Source organism: Campylobacter sp. 2014D-0216 (assembly GCF_014931215.1).
In the GTDB taxonomy this organism is placed as follows: Bacteria; Campylobacterota; Campylobacteria; order Campylobacterales; family Campylobacteraceae; genus Campylobacter_D.
The window spans coordinates 1086512-1104599 of sequence record NZ_CP063089.1; the positions used below are offsets into that span (position 1 = coordinate 1086512).

Annotated in this window: 19 protein-coding genes; 14 read left to right on the forward strand and 5 right to left on the reverse strand. The window is 31.2% G+C overall.

Annotation, left to right across the window (positions count from 1 at the left end; translation table 11 throughout):
• Window positions 1-4: 4 nt before the first annotated feature.
• The 4 genes from A0083_RS05465 to yajC are packed head-to-tail and all read right to left on the reverse strand — an operon-like array spanning window position 5 to window position 3168.
• Entirely contained in the window at window positions 5-346 is a 342-nt protein-coding gene (locus A0083_RS05465; protein ID WP_039618681.1) for a DUF6394 family protein, read from the reverse strand.
• 2 nt (window positions 347-348) lie between these two features.
• Complete coding sequence (secF, locus tag A0083_RS05470; RefSeq protein ID WP_120760436.1) at window positions 349-1320, reverse strand: protein translocase subunit SecF; 972 nt, start codon at window positions 1318-1320, stop codon at window positions 349-351.
• Window positions 1320-2900, reverse strand: a complete 1581-nt coding sequence (secD, locus tag A0083_RS05475) for a protein translocase subunit SecD (RefSeq protein ID WP_197552662.1) — start codon at window positions 2898-2900, stop codon at window positions 1320-1322. The genes secF and secD overlap by 1 nt, the downstream gene beginning before the upstream one ends.
• Entirely contained in the window at window positions 2893-3168 is a 276-nt protein-coding gene (yajC, locus tag A0083_RS05480; protein WP_039618686.1) for a preprotein translocase subunit YajC, read from the reverse strand. Before yajC ends, secD begins: the two co-directional genes overlap by 8 nt.
• On the opposite strand from yajC, the gene A0083_RS05485 reads away from it, so the two are divergent.
• A complete protein-coding gene (locus A0083_RS05485; protein ID WP_197552664.1) occupies window positions 3138-4460 on the forward strand; it encodes an apolipoprotein N-acyltransferase in 1323 nt (440 codons plus the stop codon). The two genes, yajC and A0083_RS05485, sit on opposite strands and share 31 nt — an antisense overlap.
• A gap of 10 nt (window positions 4461-4470) precedes the next feature.
• On the opposite strand, the gene metK is transcribed toward A0083_RS05485, so the two are convergent.
• A complete protein-coding gene (metK, locus tag A0083_RS05490; RefSeq protein WP_120760442.1) occupies window positions 4471-5664 on the reverse strand; it encodes a methionine adenosyltransferase in 1194 nt (397 codons plus the stop codon).
• A gap of 143 nt (window positions 5665-5807) precedes the next feature.
• Between metK and sstT the strand changes: the two genes are divergently transcribed.
• The 13 genes from sstT to aat are packed head-to-tail and all read left to right on the forward strand — an operon-like array spanning window position 5808 to window position 18038.
• A complete protein-coding gene (gene sstT / locus A0083_RS05495) occupies window positions 5808-7034 on the forward strand; it encodes a serine/threonine transporter SstT (RefSeq protein WP_197552666.1) in 1227 nt (408 codons plus the stop codon).
• An 8-nt stretch (window positions 7035-7042) separates the two neighbouring features.
• Window positions 7043-7921 (forward strand): aspartate carbamoyltransferase catalytic subunit, encoded by an 879-nt coding sequence (locus A0083_RS05500; protein ID WP_197552668.1) that lies wholly within the window; start codon window positions 7043-7045, stop codon window positions 7919-7921.
• A 4-nt stretch (window positions 7922-7925) separates the two neighbouring features.
• The gene (locus A0083_RS05505; protein WP_197552670.1) at window positions 7926-9647 is read left to right on the forward strand and encodes a M3 family oligoendopeptidase; all 1722 of its coding nucleotides are present in this window, start codon (window positions 7926-7928) and stop codon (window positions 9645-9647) included.
• Window positions 9640-10086 carry a hypothetical protein gene (locus A0083_RS05510; protein ID WP_120760449.1) on the forward strand — a complete coding sequence of 149 codons (447 nt, stop codon included), beginning with the start codon at window positions 9640-9642 and terminating at the stop codon, window positions 10084-10086. The genes A0083_RS05505 and A0083_RS05510 overlap by 8 nt, the downstream gene beginning before the upstream one ends.
• Window positions 10083-12146, forward strand: coding sequence for an ATP-dependent helicase (locus tag A0083_RS05515; protein WP_120760451.1), 2064 nt, complete (start codon window positions 10083-10085; stop codon window positions 12144-12146). Before A0083_RS05510 ends, A0083_RS05515 begins: the two co-directional genes overlap by 4 nt.
• Window positions 12143-12961, forward strand: coding sequence for a tRNA pseudouridine(55) synthase TruB (gene truB / locus A0083_RS05520; RefSeq protein ID WP_197552672.1), 819 nt, complete (start codon window positions 12143-12145; stop codon window positions 12959-12961). Before A0083_RS05515 ends, truB begins: the two co-directional genes overlap by 4 nt.
• A complete protein-coding gene (gene csrA / locus A0083_RS05525; RefSeq protein ID WP_120760455.1) occupies window positions 12955-13182 on the forward strand; it encodes a carbon storage regulator CsrA in 228 nt (75 codons plus the stop codon). The genes truB and csrA overlap by 7 nt, the downstream gene beginning before the upstream one ends.
• Window positions 13179-13934, forward strand: a complete 756-nt coding sequence (locus A0083_RS05530) for a 4-(cytidine 5'-diphospho)-2-C-methyl-D-erythritol kinase (RefSeq protein WP_120760457.1) — start codon at window positions 13179-13181, stop codon at window positions 13932-13934. The genes csrA and A0083_RS05530 overlap by 4 nt, the downstream gene beginning before the upstream one ends.
• Window positions 13934-14389, forward strand: coding sequence for an SsrA-binding protein SmpB (smpB, locus tag A0083_RS05535; RefSeq protein WP_197552674.1), 456 nt, complete (start codon window positions 13934-13936; stop codon window positions 14387-14389). The genes A0083_RS05530 and smpB overlap by 1 nt, the downstream gene beginning before the upstream one ends.
• Window positions 14390-14401: 12 nt before the next feature.
• Window positions 14402-15019 (forward strand): thioredoxin domain-containing protein, encoded by a 618-nt coding sequence (locus A0083_RS05540; RefSeq protein WP_197552676.1) that lies wholly within the window; start codon window positions 14402-14404, stop codon window positions 15017-15019.
• The gene (locus tag A0083_RS05545) at window positions 15003-15296 is read left to right on the forward strand and encodes an ATP-dependent Clp protease adaptor ClpS (protein WP_039664252.1); all 294 of its coding nucleotides are present in this window, start codon (window positions 15003-15005) and stop codon (window positions 15294-15296) included. The genes A0083_RS05540 and A0083_RS05545 overlap by 17 nt, the downstream gene beginning before the upstream one ends.
• A complete protein-coding gene (locus tag A0083_RS05550; protein ID WP_197552677.1) occupies window positions 15293-17422 on the forward strand; it encodes an AAA family ATPase in 2130 nt (709 codons plus the stop codon). Before A0083_RS05545 ends, A0083_RS05550 begins: the two co-directional genes overlap by 4 nt.
• Window positions 17397-18038: a leucyl/phenylalanyl-tRNA--protein transferase gene (aat, locus tag A0083_RS05555; RefSeq protein WP_197552679.1), complete on the forward strand. Its 642-nt coding sequence runs from the start codon at window positions 17397-17399 to the stop codon at window positions 18036-18038. The genes A0083_RS05550 and aat overlap by 26 nt, the downstream gene beginning before the upstream one ends.
• The last annotated feature ends 50 nt before the right edge of the window (window positions 18039-18088 follow it).

The following is an 18088-nucleotide window of genomic DNA, read 5'->3' on the forward strand; positions in this document are numbered from 1 at the left end:
ACTCCTAGTTTTCTTCTTGATTTTTCACTGAATCTACTATAACTAAAATCATCGAAAAGATATTAGCTATCAAAGCTCCTATCGCCAAAGTATAAACCATCACATTGGCTTCTGGGTTGATTTGAATTAAAGCAAAAGCTGGAATTAAATGCAAATCCGCCACTAAAGAACTTGCAAATAACTCAGCTGCTAAGAAATTTCTAACTCCAATTTTCAATAAAGTAGAAATCAAATTCACACAAGCTGCAATAAATAATGCAACCTCGTTTTGATCATATAAAAATCCTGCGGTTGTAGTTAAACTCATTAAAGCAAAAAAGATATAAATAACCTTACCCCAATTCATTTTTACACTGTTCCTTTTTCATACATCGATCTTAATTTTTCTTTTTCTTGTTTCTTTTTGATTTTTTCTAATTCTTTTTGGCGATATTGTGCAACACTAAATTTAAACCATAAAAGTGCTGGACTTGCCACAAAGATAGAACTTGCAGTACCTGCTACAATCCCCACTATCATGGTTAAAGCAAAGCCCTCTATCATCGATCCACCAAAGAAATAAAGCACCACTACAGTAATTAAAGTTAAACCTGTAGTCAAAGTTGTTCTTGATAGAGTTGCTGAAACTGATTCATTGATAATGAGATCAAGTTTTGAATTTTTACTAGTTTTAACACCTTCTCTAATCCTGTCAAAAATAATGATTGTATCATTTAAAGAATAGCCAAGCACTGTTAAAACAGCCGCTAAAATATCTAAATTTACATCAATTTCAAATAAAGCAATAGCGCCCAAAGTAATAACAATATCATGAATTTCACAAACTATAGAAGCCATAGCAAAACGCCATTCAAATCTTATTGCTAAATAAATCAAAATCGCAATCAGTGAAATTCCTACTGCCATAAGACCTTTATTGCGTAATTCATCACCTACTTTTGGACCTACCACATCCACACGGCGCACCTCAAAACTACCAGTTCCTTGCAATAAATTAGCAATACTCACACCAATATCACTTCCCAAGCTATCGCTACTTCCTGAAAAACGAATGATTACTTCATTATCACTACCAAACTCAGTTACACTTGCACCTTTTAAATTTTCATTAGCAGCTAAAGCATTACGAATTTCAGCTAGTGGCGCTTTTTGCTCATACTGCAACTGCACTAAAGTACCGCCAGTAAAATCAATTCCAAAATTTAAGCCCTTAGTAAAAAGAACTACAATAGAACCAAAAAATAAAATAAAAGATAAAGAGATTGCTGCAAATCTCATTTTCATAAAATCATAAACATGTTTTTGACTAAAAAATTGCATCAAGGTCTCCTATATCCAAACCATAATCTCGTATTATTGCTTTTTTCCATACGATTCATAAACATTTCAAACATACCATGAGTTCCTATAATAGAAGTGATCATAGAAACCAAAATACCAATACTCAAAGTTACCGCAAAACCTTTCACAGCACCTGTACCATAAGCATAAAGCGCTATTGAGGTAATAAGCGAGGTAATATTAGCGTCTAAAATCGCACTCATAGCATGCTTGTAGCCATTTTCCACACTTTGTCTTATACTAGCACCCTCACGCAGTAATTCTCTGATTCTTTCATTAATAATAACATTAGAGTCTACTGCCATACCCACAGTAAGAACAAGTCCTGCCATACCAGGTAGGGTTAAAGTTGCTCCAAACATCGCCATTACAGCAATGATAACCAAAATATTTGCAACCAAAGCAATATTTGCAAAAACTCCCGCTATGCCATAATACATCACCATAAAAGCAATAACCAAAATAGAAGCACCCGCTAAGGCTATCATACTCATTTTAATACTATCAGCACCCAAAGATGGTCCAACACTTCTTTTTTCAAGCATTTTAACCGGTGCTAAAAGCGCCCCACTTCTTAAAGCAATCGCCACATCATGAGCTTCTTCGACAGTAAAACTACCACTAATTTGCCCACTACCCCCGCCTATTCTTTCATTAATTCTTGGTGCTGAATAAACCTTATCATCTAAAACTATAGCTAAGCGTTTACCTACATTATTTCCAGTATAATCTCCAAATTTCTTCGCACCTTCTGAATTTAAAGTAAAATTAATCACGGGAAGATTATTGCTTTGTGCAAAACCTACCTTTGCATCTGTTAGCATAGAACCATCAAGAATTGGTATAGATTTTACAAGATATTTAATTTGTGGATTTTTCGCATCTTCAAAAATCAAATCTCCATATTCAGCTGCTTGGCTTGGTGTGAGATTGTTTACTTGATCTATTCTAACATCATCTACTTCCATTAATTGCAAATGTGCCGCTTTTGCAATAAGCTCTCTAGCTCTAGCTTCATCTGCAGCAGTTTTTATACCTGGAAGTTCTACTAAAATTTTATCCTCACCCGATCTTGCTACATTTGGTTCTGCAAGACCAAATTGATCTAGTCTGTTTCTGATTGTTTCAACAGCTTGTAAAATAGCTTGTTCGTGAGTTAATTTGATTTCTTCTTGGGTTAAAGAAAGTGTGTAGTGTAAATTATCAGTTGTAATGGCCAAACCTTTAATATCTTTTAACAATAAATCCACCTTGGCCACATCATTATCATCTAATAAGGTAAATTCAATACTAGCATTATTAACTTTGATTTTATCAACAATAATATCTTCTTTATTGATAGAATAACTCAAAGAAGAGGCTATGGATTTAACCTTTGATTTAACTGCCTCTTCCACTTCCACGCCTAATAACATATGCAAGCCACCTTGCAAGTCAAGTCCTAGATTGATCTTTGCTCCGCTTTGGGTCTGCATAAAAGAAGGTATAGAAAATACAAGTCCTATAAGAAAAACTACAAAGAAAATAATACTTCTATAAGTAATCTTTCCACTACGCATCAATTTTCTTTGCTATAAAATCTCTAGAAATTTTTACAACTACATTTTCATCATTAAGCTTAACTTTGATAAAATCCTCTTCTGGTTTTACCACCTCGCAAATTATTCCACCATTGGTGATGATTTTATCTCCTTTTTCTAAAGATGAAACCATCAATTTGTGGTCTTTTGCTTGTTTTTGTTGTGGTCTAATAACCAAAAAATAAAAAATCGCAAAAAGCACAATGAGAGGCAACAATGAAGTCCAAATATTTCCGTTTTCTGCCATTTCTTCCCCTTTTTTTAAAATTCATAAATTCTAATTCTACCACTTTTAAAATAATAAAAGCCTTTTTTTCTGCACTTTTATTGTCAAATTTTATTTATTTTTCTTTTTTTGAAAATTTACTTTTTGAATTTATCTCTCCTTTTTTAAGTATCTATGGTTTGATATTGTTATTAAAAAGTAGAGATAAACTAGCGTATTTTTATACGGGATTTTTTATAGGAATTTTATGGTTTTGGTGGATTAGTTTATCTTCTATTTATTTTGATTTAGCCTATTTAATCCCTTTGGAGCTTATGATAATTGGCTTGATTTATGGTTTTTTGTTTTGGGTTTGTTATTTTTTCAAATATGATTTTTTAAGACTTTGCGGGATTTTTGCACTTAGTTTTATCCACCCTTTTGGTTTTGATTGGCTAAATTGGGGTGTTTTAAGCGTATATGGCATTTTCGATGCAAGCTATCAAGGTATTATAGCTATGTTTTTAATTGCTTATTTTTATTATGAAAAATATATTTCAAGATATTATAAAATAGCGATTATATTTATCTTAGTTTTAATCGGCGCACAATATGAACAAAAACCATCACAAACTCTTGGATTAGACTATAAATTAATCCAAACCAATATCCCACAAGATCAAAAATTCATACAAGAAAACCTACAAACACATTCTAAAGATATTTTTCTTCAAATCAACCAAGCTATAAAAGAAGGTAAAGAAGTAATTATCTTTCCTGAAACAGCTTTTGCTTTTGCCTTAAACAAAGCACCTAATTATCTACAAGCCTTAAAAGAACTTTCTAAACATATTATCATTATAACAGGGGCTATCAGCACCACGCCTAACCATCTATACAATAGCACTTATGTATTTGATAATGGGCAAATACAAGTTTTTAACAAACATTATCTTGTACCTTTTGGAGAAGAAATTCCACTATTTAAAAACTTTTTTAAGAAATATCTTTTAAATATAGATGAATTTTCAAGAGGTAAAGAGTTAAACCAATATACCCTCAACAATCAACTCATTACCAATGCAATATGTTTTGAGGCTACCAAAGAAAGTCTTTATAAAGACACACAAATCATGATTGCAATTTCAAATAATGCATGGTTTAGCCATTCAAGTGAATATAAACTACAAAATTTCCTAATGCGTTTTTATGCTAATAACTATCAAGTAAGTATATATCATGCGGTTAATGGAAAAGAAAATGCGGTAATTCAACCCAAAGAAATGCTAATTTTAAAGATAAAAGATAGATTTTTAAAGCAAAACGAAGCCTAAAGGCTTCATTTTACAATGCTTTAAATTCCTCAACTGCGTCTAATTTCTCCCAAGGGTAATCAGCCTGCCCTACTTGACCACGAGCAGCAACATCAGCGTACATAAAAGTATCTTTACTTGGCTTATCAAGATTAAATTTATTTTTAATCCAATTCGGAGTTAATGGAAAAGTTTTCATTACAAAATCGCTTAAAATATCATCATTTAATCTTGTATTTGTTCCCATACAGTCTACGCTTACAGAAGTTGGCTTAGCAACACCTATCGCATAAGAAAGTTGCACTATACATTTTTTAGCAAGACCTGCTGCTACAATATTTTTAGCAAGCCATCTTGCAGCATAAAGCCCGCTTCTATCAACTTTGGTATAATCTTTAGAAGATTGTGCGCCACCTCCTATTGGAGCATAGCCACCAAAACTATCCACTATAAGTTTTCTTCCTGTTAAACCACTATCATGCAATGAACTATGGTTGACATATTTGCCAGTTGGATTGATTAAAATTCTTGTTTTTTCTGGACAAAAAAGTTCTTTTGGTAAATTAGAATCCAAAATCAACTCCATCACCAAAGCTCTTAAGTCTTCTATTTTCATACTTTCAACACAAGGTGCTGAAACTACAATAGTATGAATGCTTTGCGGTTTGCAATTTTCAAAATTTTCTTTGCTAACATAATCAATAGTAACTTGAGTTTTAATATCTACACCAAGTTTATCAGGATTATTTTTTGCAAACTCATATACTTTATCACAAAGCATTCTAGCGTAAGAAATAGCCGCTGGCATATATTCTTTAGCCTCATTACTTGCAAAACCAAACATAATCCCTTGATCACCCGCGCCAATTTCTCCATCTTCTTGATCAACACCTTGGTTGATATCAGGACTTTGCTCATTTAAAAATACCATTACATCTAAATCATCAGGATGTAAACATTGCTTTTTACTAAAATGCGGATGTCCATTATAACCAATATCCGCTAAAGCTTTTTTTACAATATTTTCATAATCGTTTTTTTCAAGCTTATGTTTTGACTTAATCTCGCCACCAATGACAACTTTATTTCCTGCTACAAAAACTTCACTAGCAACCCTTGAATCTTTATCATGAGTTAAAAAAGCATCCACTATAGAATCTGCGATAATATCTGCACATTTATCAGGATGTCCTGCGCTCACAACTTCAGAAGTAAATAAATACATTTTTTTTCCTTTTTAATGTCATTACTAAAATATTAAAATTTACAAAATAATATCATATAGTAGCTTAAAAAACCAAAAAGCTTATTTAAGCTTTACTTTGCTAGAATAAATTAAAATTTATCTTAAAAAAATAAAGGCATTGAATGAATGTATTTTCATGCGTAATTTGGCACTATAAAAATGGCAATCTTATTTTACAAATTTGCATTGGAATTTTTTTGGGGATTTTAGTTGGTATTTTCTCTAAAGATTTGGCTATTTTTGCAAATATTTTTGGCGCTTTATTTACAGGAGCACTCAAGGCTATTGCACCTATTTTAGTTTTTATTTTAATCTTAACCACAATTTGCACCAAAGAATTTAATCATGGAAGTAAAAAAATTAAACATATCATTTTTCTATATATCTTTGGTACCTTTCTTGCATCTTTAAGTGCAGTAAGTGTTAGTTTTATTTTTCCCGTAGAGTTAGTATTAACCGATATTGACAAAGCATCTACAAGCGCTCCTGCGCATATAGGTGAGGTTTTTAAAAATTTATTATTTCAAGTAGTAGATAACCCTATCCATGCGCTATCATCTGGGAATTATTTAAGCATTTTAGCTTGGGCTATAGGCGGTGGTTTTGCGCTAAGACACTGCTCAAATGATGCTAAGCAACTTTTTACCGACATTAACGAAGGGGTTTTAAAAATTGTTAAATTTATTGTCAAACTTGCACCTTTTGGGATTTTTGGACTTGTAGCAAATTCAGTAGCACAAACAGGCGCAGAAGGTCTTTTAAGCTATGCTAAATTATTATTAGTTTTAGTTTTAACTATGTTTTTTGTCGCTTTTGTAATTAATGCTTTAATTGTATTTGTATACACTAAAAAAAATCCCTATCCACTTATTTTTATTTGCTTAAAACATAGTGCTGTTTTTGCATTCTTCACAAGAAGTTCTGCTGCTAACATTCCTGTAAACATGGCTCTTTGCTCTAAATTAAACATCAATAATAGTCTTTATAGTATTTCCATTCCTTTAGGTGCTACGATTAATATGGCAGGAGCTGCAGTAACCATTGCTATATTAAGTCTTGCTGCAGCACATACAGTGGGTATTGAAATCAATTTTTTACAAGCTATGCTTTTAAGCATCTTGGCTGCTTTTGCAGCTTGTGGGGCCAGCGGAGTTGCAGGAGGATCGCTTTTACTTATTCCTCTTGCTTGCTCGTTATTTAGTATTGATTATGATATAGCTATGCAAGTTGTGGCGGTTGGTTTTATTATTGGAGTGATACAAGATAGCGTAGAAACAGCTTTAAATAGCTCTACAGATGTTTTATTTAGTGCGATTTGTTCAGAGAATGAATTAAACTTAAAAATTTAGGAGGACTCATGAGGCATTTAATTACTACAAAAGATTTTAGCAATGAAGAAATTCTAGCTCTTTTTAAAGAAGCTAAAGATTTCTTAGATGAAAAACCACGCACTTATCTAAAAGGCAAAAGCGTTACAACCATTTTTTTTGAAAATTCCACTCGAACTCAATCAAGTTTTGAAACAGCAGCAACAAGATTAGGTGCTAAGGTTTTAAAACTAGATGTCTCAAAAAGCAGTTCTAGCAAAGGCGAAACACTTTTTGACACAGCAGCTAACTTAGATGCAATGTCTCCTAATGCCATTGTAGTCAGACATAAACATTCAGGTGTGCCACATATCTTAGCAAATTACACTCACTGTCCTATTGTCAATGGTGGCGATGGCAAGCATGCTCATCCTACTCAAGCCTTACTTGATCTTTTTACTATAATGGAGCATTTTAACTATGATATAAAAGGTAAAAAAATAGCCATTGTAGGAGATATCAAAAACTCACGCGTAGCTGCTTCAAATTTGGAATTATTGCCTCGTTTTGGTATAGATATCACGCTAGTGGCCCCACCTCATTTTATGCCTAATTATCCTCTTAAAAAAACAAATAAAATAAAAGAAGTTATTGATGAAGTAGATATCATCATGAGTCTTAGAACACAAACAGAAAGACACAATGTTCCAACCTATGCATCACTTAAAGATTATGCAAATGATTTTTGCATCAACAAAGAGCTAATCAAAGACAAAAATATCATCATTTTACACCCGGGCCCTGTGCATAGAAATATTGACATTAGCGATGAAATTATGGCAGATAAAAGATCTAAAGTTTTAACTCAGGTTAAAAATGGAGTTGCCATTAGAATGGCTGTATTAAAAAAACTCATTTTAGAAAGTTAAAATCATGCAAAATTGGAATTTAAGTGTATTATTTAAAGATGAGCAAGAATTAAATGTGTTTTTGCAAAACACCCAAGAAGAAGCTTATAATTTTAAAAAACAATATGAAAACCAACTACATCATCTAAGCGTTGAAGTTTTTTTACAAGCTTTAAAAGATTACGAAACGCTAATTTTAAAGCTTTCTCATATATTAACTTATGTATATTTAAATTTTGCTCAAGATACTACCCAAGGTGCTTTTTATGCAAAATACGAAAATCTAAGCAAAAAAATAGAAGAAAATCTTTTATTTTTTGAACTTGAATTTTGCGAACTTAAAGATGAACAAAGTCAAGCTTTTATTGCTTTTTGCAAGGGTTATGAATTTTATCTAAACAATCTCATCTTACACAAAAAACACAATCTTTCTAAAAAAGAAGAAAGAGTTATCCTTGCTTTATCAAGCACGGGATCTAACGCTTTTGCAAGATTGTTTGATGAAACTTTTAGTGCTTTAAAATTTAACTTTGAAGGACAAAAACTAAGCGAAGAAGAAATTTTAAGCAAACTTTACCACCCTGATAGAAGCATTAGAAAAAAAGCTTCAAAGTGTTTTAGTAAAACCTTAAAAAAACAAAACAAGCTTTTAGTATATATTTTCAATATGATCAAAACTGAACTTGCTAGTATTTGCGAGCTAAGGTCCTATGAGAGTCCAGAAAGCTCAAGACATATGAGAAATCAAATTTCTAAAAAAAGCGTTGATGCGCTTATTTGCGCAAGTGAAAATAGTTTTGACATTGTCTCTAAATTTTACAATGCAAAGAAAAAAATCTTAGGTTATAAAAAATTAAAAGACTATGATCGTTATGCGCCTATTGGCAAGGAAATGCAAATTGATTTTAATCAAGCAAAAGACATTGTTTTAGAAGCTTTTAAAAACTTTTCTTGTGATTTTTATAAGATCGCTAAAGATGCTTTTGATAATCATTGGATTGATGTATATCCTAAAGAATTTAAACAAAGTGGAGCATTTTCTCACTCAAGCACTCCTCTAAGCCACCCTTTTATACTTTTAAACTATACCAACCAAAGACGCGATCTTTTTACTTTGGCTCACGAGCTTGGCCACACCATACACCAAAAACTTTCCTATAAAGTAAGTTTTTTAAATCAAGACACGCCTTTAACCACAGCAGAAACCGCTTCTGTTTTTGCTGAGATGTTGATTTTTGATCACATTAAAGAAAATTTAAACAAAGAAGAACTTTTATCTTTATATGCAGCAAAAATCGAAGACATTTTCGCCACACTTTATAGGCAAATTAACTTTACCACCTTTGAACGTAGGTTTCATGCCAAAAAAGAAGAACTTAGCGCCGATGAATTAAGTCAAATCTGGCTTGAAGAATCAAGAAAAATGTTTCAAGATAGCGTGATTTTAACCAAAAACTATGGTCTTTGGTATTCTTATATACCACATTTTATTCATTCTCCATTTTACTGCTATGCATATGCATATGCACAACTTTTGGTTTTAGCGCTTTATGGACTATATAAAAGTGGAAAATGCACCGATTTTACTTCGATTTATATTGATTTTTTAAGTAGCGGCGGAAGCAAAAGTCCAAAAGAGCTTGTGGCTATGTTTGGTTTTGATATTGAAAGTGATGAATTTTGGAATATAGGCCTAGAGCAAGTTAGAAAACTAGTAGATGAATTTTTAAGGTTGAGCAATGATTGATAAAATACTAAACAACAAAACTTTTATAGACTTAATGCAAAAAAGCATTTATGAGTGTTTGCAAATTTTAATTCAAGAAGATATTGAATTTAACATTATTGTCAATACCAAGTTTGTCACTCTAGAGCCTCCTTTACCGCAAGATTTAGATGTAGTGAGTAAAAATCCTTATTGTGTTTTTGCGCTTGGTGGCTATACTTTTAAATCCATAGTTTTAAACAAAGAACATATTGAATTTCATGCAGGCTTTGGACCAGATGATTTTGCAACCTTTGTAAAAGTAGATTTGGGCGCAATTACCCAAATTCAAGTTGAAGATAATATCATCTTTGTTAATTTTTCTAATTATTTTAAAAAACAAAGCGAGCAAAAACTTAAAGAAAAGTCCATGAATGCTTTTTTAAACAATCCCAACAATAAAGACTTATTAAAAAGATGAATTTTTTCGAAGGATTAAACGATAGTCAAAAAGAAGCCATCATGCACATTGATGGAGCTATGCTTATTTTAGCAGGTGCGGGTAGTGGTAAGACTAAAACTATAACCACTAGACTTGCTTATTTAATTGACCATGTGGGCATTCCTGCACAAAATACCCTTACACTAACTTTCACCAATAAAGCTGCTAATGTGATGAAAACTAGAGCATTAGCACTTTTACAAGATCAAAATTTACACAATCCTCTTTTGTGTACTTTTCATAAATTTGGCTTATTATTTTTAAGGCTTTATAGTGAAAGAATTGCTAGAGCAAATAATTTTGTCATCATCGACACAGATGATAAAAAGAAAATTTTAAAAGACCTAGCAAATGAAAATCTTAAAAATTCCCTAGCAAGCATTGGGGCTTATATTTCTAACTTTAAAAACCAAAGCAAAAGCGCTCAAGAAATTCGCAAGGAATTAGAATTTTTAAAAGATGAAAAAAATAAAAATCACGAAGAGATCATTTATCTTTACGAGCAATATGAAAATTTTTTAATCCAAAATAATTTTATGGATTTTGATGATTTACTCATGTTGACCAACAAAATTTTAGAAGATGAACAATTTGCAAAAGAACAAAGCCAAAAGTACAACTACATCACAGTCGATGAGTATCAAGATACCAACACTTTACAATATCAAATTCTAAAAAAACTTTGCACATCTCATGAAAACATCTGTGTAGTAGGTGATGATGATCAAAGTATTTATGGTTGGCGCGGAGCCAAAATAGAAAATATTTTAAATTTTAAAGAACAGTTTAATAATGTAAAATTAGTCAAACTAGAACAAAATTACCGCTCAACTAGTGCTATTTTACAAGCCGCAAATGAACTAATAGAACACAATAGAAAAAGACTAGGAAAAACTTTAATCTGCACCAAAGATGAAGGCGAAGAAATTACAATTTTACAAAACGATGATGAAAAGATTGAAAGTTTTAAAGTCGCAAGAGAAGTTTCAAAACTCTTAAGCTCAGGCGTTAATCCAAGTGAAATCGCCATACTTTATAGAGTAAATGCATTATCTCGCGCCCTTGAAGAAGCTTTTAGTAAAGAAAAAATTCCTTTTAAATTACTAAGCGGAATTCGTTTTTATGAAAGAGCTGAAATTAAAGACATTATTTCTTATTTAAGATTACTTTCAAATTTAAATGATGATTATTCTTTTAAGCGCATTATCAATCGCCCAAAAAGAAATTTTGGTAATGCAAGCTTAGAAAAACTAGAAAATTATGCTAAAGAAAATCATTTATCTTTGTTTGAAAGCTTATGCGCTTTACAAGGAAGTGGCTTTTTTAGTAAAAAAACCGATAATGAATTAGAAAAGTTCATACTAAGCATACATAAAATCAAAGAAAAAGATGATATGCTTGGAATGATTTTAGCTTTAGAAGATGAATTTAAGATTAAAGAATTTTATAAAGATAATCCAGAAGGGGAAGACAAGCTTTTAAATATAGATGAGCTTTATGCAAATTTAAAAGACAAAATCACTCATGGTAACTACAATGGCTTAGATGATATTTTAAATGAAATTTCTTTATTAAACGAGCAAGATGGATTAGATAAAGAAAGCATTTGTATCATGAGTATCCATGCAAGCAAGGGGTTGGAATTTGATCATGTTTTTATCATAGGATTAGAAGAAGGTTTTTTCCCGCTTACTAGCGAATCAAGCAATATAGAAGAAGAAAGAAGGCTAGCCTATGTGGCAATCACTAGAGCTAAGAAAAAACTTTATTTAAGTTATGCTAATTCTAGATTTTACAAAGGAAGTCGTACAAGATTAGAAAAAAGTAGATTTTTTGGCGAAAGCAATGTGATCAAAAAAGAACTAACCTTAGATCATCAAAAAAATTGTTATAAAAAAGGAGATTTAATTAAACATAAAATTTTTGGCATAGGTAGGGTTACAGGAGTAAGTAAAATAGGAGCCGAAGAAAAACTTACAATCAATTTTGGAGGCATAGAAAGAATGATAATGTCAAGTTTTGTGGAAAAAGTGATATGAATAAACTTTTTGTAGCATATAAACCAAGCGGCGTGAGCTCTAATGCTTTTTTAAGCAAACTCAAAAAAAAATATAAAAACAAAAAAGCAGGTTTTTCAGGAACACTTGATCCTTTTGCAAAAGGTGTTTTACTTATAGCTTTTGATCAATATACAAAACTATTTCGTTTTTTTGATAAAAATCCAAAAGTTTACAAAGCTACACTTTGGCTAGGTGTACATTCGCTAAGTCTTGATAATCAAAACATCAAAGAAATCAACCTTATTAGTGCTTTTGATGAGAAGGTTTTAGAACAAATTAAAAACGAATTATTGGGAAAAGTGAGCTATACCCCACCTGCATATTGTGCAAAAAAAATCAACGGCGTACGCTCATATGAACTTGCAAAAAAAGGCTTTGAGGTTAATCTAAAACCATGCGTTATGGAAATTTTTTACACTAAAATTTTACATTACAACCACCCTTTTTTAACTATAGAAATAGCAGTTAGCGAGGGTTCTTATATACGCTCTTATTGTGAGTTATTTGCTAGAAAACTTGGCATCAAGGCTACGCTTAGCTCGCTTGAACGTCTAAGCGAAGGAAGATTTTTTTACAAAAACGAAAAAGAATTAAATCCTTTAGCTTATTTAAATCTTAGAAAAAATACGATAAAATATCCCCAAAAATTACACAATGGACAAAAAATATTTTTGGACGATTTAGAGATTCAAGAAGAAGGTAGCTATATTTTAGAAGAAAAAGATTTTTTTTCTATCATTTCTATCCAAGATAATCAAGTGCAATATTATTTAAATAAGGTATTAAAATGTTAATTTTATCAAGAAAAGAAAATGAAAGTATAAAAATCGGAGATGATATAGAAATCAAAGTAGTTCAAACAGGTAAAGGTTATGCCAAAATAGGCATAGAAGCACCAAAATCTTTAATGATACTACGCAAAGAACTTATTGAGCAAGTAAAGAGTGAAAACTTACATGCAATCAGCGATGAATCTATAAAGCTTGATGACCTAAGCAAAAAGCTTAAAAAATGAAAGCTTACGCTAAAGCAAATATTTTTTTAAAAATCATAGGGTTTGATTCAAGATCTTATCATTTACTACAGTCACGCTTTGTTTTATTAAAAGATATCTTTGATGAGCTAAGCTTTAGCGATGAAAAATCCAAAGAAGGTTTTGAGATTATTGGAAATTTTACCCAAGATACCATCCTTCACAAAACTTATAAAGCATTAGCAGATCTGGGTTTTTCAAACGAACTCAATGAGTTTTTCAAAAATAAAAGTTTAAAACTTATCAAAAATATACCTATAGGTGGTGGTCTTGGTGGAAGTAGCACTGATGCAGTTGCTTTTTTATTAATGATCAATGAGGCTTTAAATTTAAAACTCAACCAATCACAACTTGAACAAATCTGCCAAAAACTTGGATCTGATTTGGTCTTTTTCTTAAGTGGTTATGAAAGCGCGAATGTCAGTGGATGCGGAGAAATTGTAGAGTATTTTGAAGATGATTTAAACCAACTTGAGTTTACCTTTCCAGCTATTGAGTGTTCAAGTGCAAAAGTATATCGTGCTTTTGACGAAGGCCATTATGATTTAAATTTAAATGCAAAATTAGCTCGTGATTTTAAAACACTAAAAACAAGCGAACTTTTAAGCTATAAAAATACTGATTTAAATGATTTGTTTGCTCCTTGTGTAAAAATTTATCCTAAAATGCAAAGGTTTCTTGATGAGGCTTATTTTTTAAGTGGAAGTGGAAGTGGAGTTTTTAAGGCTAAATGATGAAAAAAACTATAGTAAAAAACAAAAAAGCTTTTTTTGATTATGAAATTTTAGAAAAATTTGAAGCAGGCTTGGTACTAAAAGGTTCTGAAGTTGTTGCTTTAAGAGCTTCAAGAGCTAATTTAAAAGATTCTTTTGTACGTATTATTAAGGGTGAAATTTTTTTACTCAATGCACACATTTCTCATCTTAGCACCACTCATTCTTTTTATAAGCATGATGAAAAAGGCGCAAGAAAACTTCTAATGCATAAAAAGCAAATCGATAGACTTTTTGGGAAAATTAGCACCCAAGGCTTCACTATAGTACCCCTAGAGCTTTATTTTAATGAAAAAAACAAAGCAAAAGCCTTAATCGCTCTAGCAAAAGGTAAAAATTTACATGATAAAAGAGAAAGCCTAAAGAAAAAACAAGCAGATCTTGAAGCAAGAGCTGCAATGAAAAATCATTACTAACAAAGGACACAAATGAAAAAAATTACTTATTTAATTTTGACCTTCGCCTTTGCATTATTTATAAACGCTTGCTCAAGCGAAGAAAAAATCGAAAATGATTTTGCTTTCACCGAATACAAAAAAGGTGATGAAATTCTTTTAAAAAGCGTTAATGGCGGTGAGAAAACTTTAGTAAGAACCCAAAATGGCTTTATAGTAAAAGGAGAAGAACACAAAATTTTAATGTTTGATTTTTTTGGAACCTTTTGCACTCCATGTCAAGAAGAAGCACCTCATCTTACAAGCTTGTGGCAAAAAAATACAGATCATTTTATCATCATAGGGCTAAGTCATTTTGAAAATGTAAGCGATCAAACTGTAAAAGATTTTGCTATCAAATATGGAGCTTATTATTTTTTATGCAACTCAAAAGAAAATAACAGAATTGTTGCGCAAGCCTTAAAAGATATCAATTACCAAAGCATGGAACAACTTCCCTTTAAAGTGGTTTTAAAAGATGGGGTTTATCAGGATTTGACAGACTTTTGGAATAAAGACTCAAAAAACTTTGTAAAATATTATCTTGGCAAGGTTTCAACTCAAACTATGCAAGAAGACATCACTAGGATATTAAATGAGTCTAAAAAGTGAAATTTTAGAACAGCAAAAACTAGCAGAACCTAAAATGTTTAAGGTTTTGCTTTTAAATGATGATGTAACAACCATGGATTTTGTGATTGAAATTTTAATGAATGTTTTTCATCATGACTTTGAAAAAGCTAGTGCAATTATGCTTGAAATTCACCATCAAGGTAGTGGGGTTTGTGGTGTATATACAGAAGAAATCGCATTAAGCAAAAAACAACAAGTTGACATAGCAGCAAAGAATAATAACTTTCCACTCCAAACAAGGATAGAAGAACAATGAAATATAAAGAATTAATTGATTCATTTATACCCAATGCAAGACATTTAAGCTTTATCAATCACCATGAATTTATCACTTGCGAACACTTACTTTTTGCTTTGGTTAAACTTAGCAATGATTTTAAGAATTTACTAGAAGAAATTGGAGATGGTGATTTACAAGGCTTTGAAAATGAATTAAAAAACTACTTAGCCAAAAACAATGAAATTTTGAAAAAAGAAATAGAACCTACTTTCTCTGTAATCTTAGAAAGTATCTTACACAAACTTAACGCAAAAAATCAAAATACAGTAATTGACTTCATCATTGCGCTTTGCAAAGAAGAAAAAGCTTATTCATATAATATTCTCAAAAAACACTTCATCGAGGAAGAAAAAATACACGAATTATTACAAAGTGCAGAATTTGAAAATTTAAAAGCCCATACCATAGAACTAGTTGAACTTGCAAAAAATGGTAAAATAGACCCGGTTATAGGTAGAAAATTTGAGCTAGAAAGAATGATGCAAATTCTAAGTCGACGTAAAAAAAACAATCCTATTTTAGTAGGTGAACCAGGGGTTGGCAAAAGTGCTGTTATTGATGGTTTAGCACTAGCCATAGCAGAAGAAAAAGTACCTAAACACTTAAAAAATTCAAAAATTTATAGTCTTGATATGGCAAGTTTACTTTCAGGAACAAAATACAGGGGAGATTTTGAAAAAAGGTTAAAAGATATCATAAAAGAATTAGAAAATATCCCTAATGCGATTTTGTTTATAGATGAAATTCACACCATAGTAGGAACAGGAGCAAGCAACGAAAGCCATGCTGATATGTCAAATTTACTAAAACCTGCATTAAGCAATGGTAATATCAAATGTATCGGTGCAACTACCTTTATAGAGTACAAAAACACCTTTGACAAAAACAAAGCTCTAAGTCGAAGATTTGCAAAAATTGATATAGATGAACCAAGCGAAGCAGAGTGTTTTCTAATCTTACAAGGTTTAAGAACTAAATATGAAAATTTTCATAAAATCAAAATCAGTGATGAAATTTTACAAACGAGCATAAAATTAGCAAAGCAATTTTTACACGATAAGTTTTTGCCAGATAGTGCTATTGATTTAATCGATGAGCTTGGGGCAAGTTTTGCTTTAGAAGATAAAAAAAGTAAAAAAATAGTAAAAACAAAGGACTTGGAAAACACCTTAGCAAGAATGACGCATTCGCACAAAATTTACGAAAGTGATCAAGGAAAAATTCTAAAAAATCTAGAATCTAATTTAAAGCAAAATATCTTTGGACAAGATGAGGCTATTAAAGCTTTATGTTCTATTTTAAAACAAAGCTATGCAGGATTAAAAGGCAAAAACACCCCAAAAGGCGTATTTTTATTTACCGGTTCAAGCGGAGTGGGTAAGACTAAATTAGCTAAAAATTTAGCACAAATTTTAAATCTTAATCTTGAAAGATTTGATATGAGCGAATACTCGCAAAAACACGATGTAAGCAAGCTCATAGGAACTTCTGCAGGTTATGTGGGTTATGAAGATGGGGGGTTGCTTAGCAATAGCATTAGAAAAAACCCTTTTAGTGTAGTTTTGTTTGATGAGATAGAAAAAGCCCACCCTGATCTAACTAACACCTTTTTGCAAATTTTTGACAATGCAAGCTTAACTGATAATAGTGGCTTAAAAGCTGATTTTAAAAACGCCATTATCATTATGACTTCTAATTTAGGTCTAAAAGAAAACAATGAATTAGGATTTTTAAGTAGCGATAAAGAAAAAAGCAATAAAGCTATAAAAGATTTCTTTGCGCCTGAATTTATCAACCGTATAGATAAAATCATTCATTTTAATGATCTAAATCAAACAATTTTAGAACAAATAGTCCAAAAAGAACTTGATTTAATGGCGCAAAATTTAAATAACACCACAATACAAGCTGATAAAAATGTCAAAGAATTTCTTGCTAAAAAAACCAACAATAAAGAATTTGGAGTAAGGTTGTTAAAACGTATTATCGCGGAAGAATTGGGCGAGAGATTAAGTGATGAAATTTTATTTGGAAGATTAAAAAATGGCGGTGTTTTAAAACTCAAACTTACGAAAAATGAAAAAATCGATTTTGTATTCTGAGCTTTTAAAAAGCCCTGATGATGCGCCTGTTTTTATTAGCAAAAAACTAGAGCCCAATTTCCTACCCTATGCCTATAGCCTAGGGCTTTTTCCTTGGACTAGCAACCCTGTAACTTGGTGGTGTCCTTCACCTAGAATGGTGCTTTACCCTGATGAAGTTCGCATACAAAAAAGCATCAAAAAAGCTCTAAAAAGTTATGAAATAAAACTTGATTTTAATTTTAACTCACTCATAAAGCACTGTGCTTTGAGAAAAAAAACATGGATAAGTCAAGAATTTATAGAAGTTTACACTCAGCTTTTTGAACAAAACTTAGCCCATAGTGTTGAAGTGTATGAAGATGATGTTTTAATTGGTGGTTTATACGGGCTTATCATAGGTAAAATGTTTTTTGGTGAAAGCATGATTAGCTTAAAAAAAGATACCTCAAAAGTAGCTTTAATAAAGCTTTGTGAAATTTTAAAACCTTATGATTTTTTAATAGACTGCCAGGTACCCAATGAACATTTAAAATTTATGGGTGCAAAAGAAATGATAAAAAAAGATTTTTTAAAAATACTAGAAAACAAAGTTTCACTTGAAAGTGGCTTTAAAAATTTTAAAAATTTACTATAAAAAGATATACTTATAAATATGCAAAAAAGCTAAATATTTTGGAATGATTT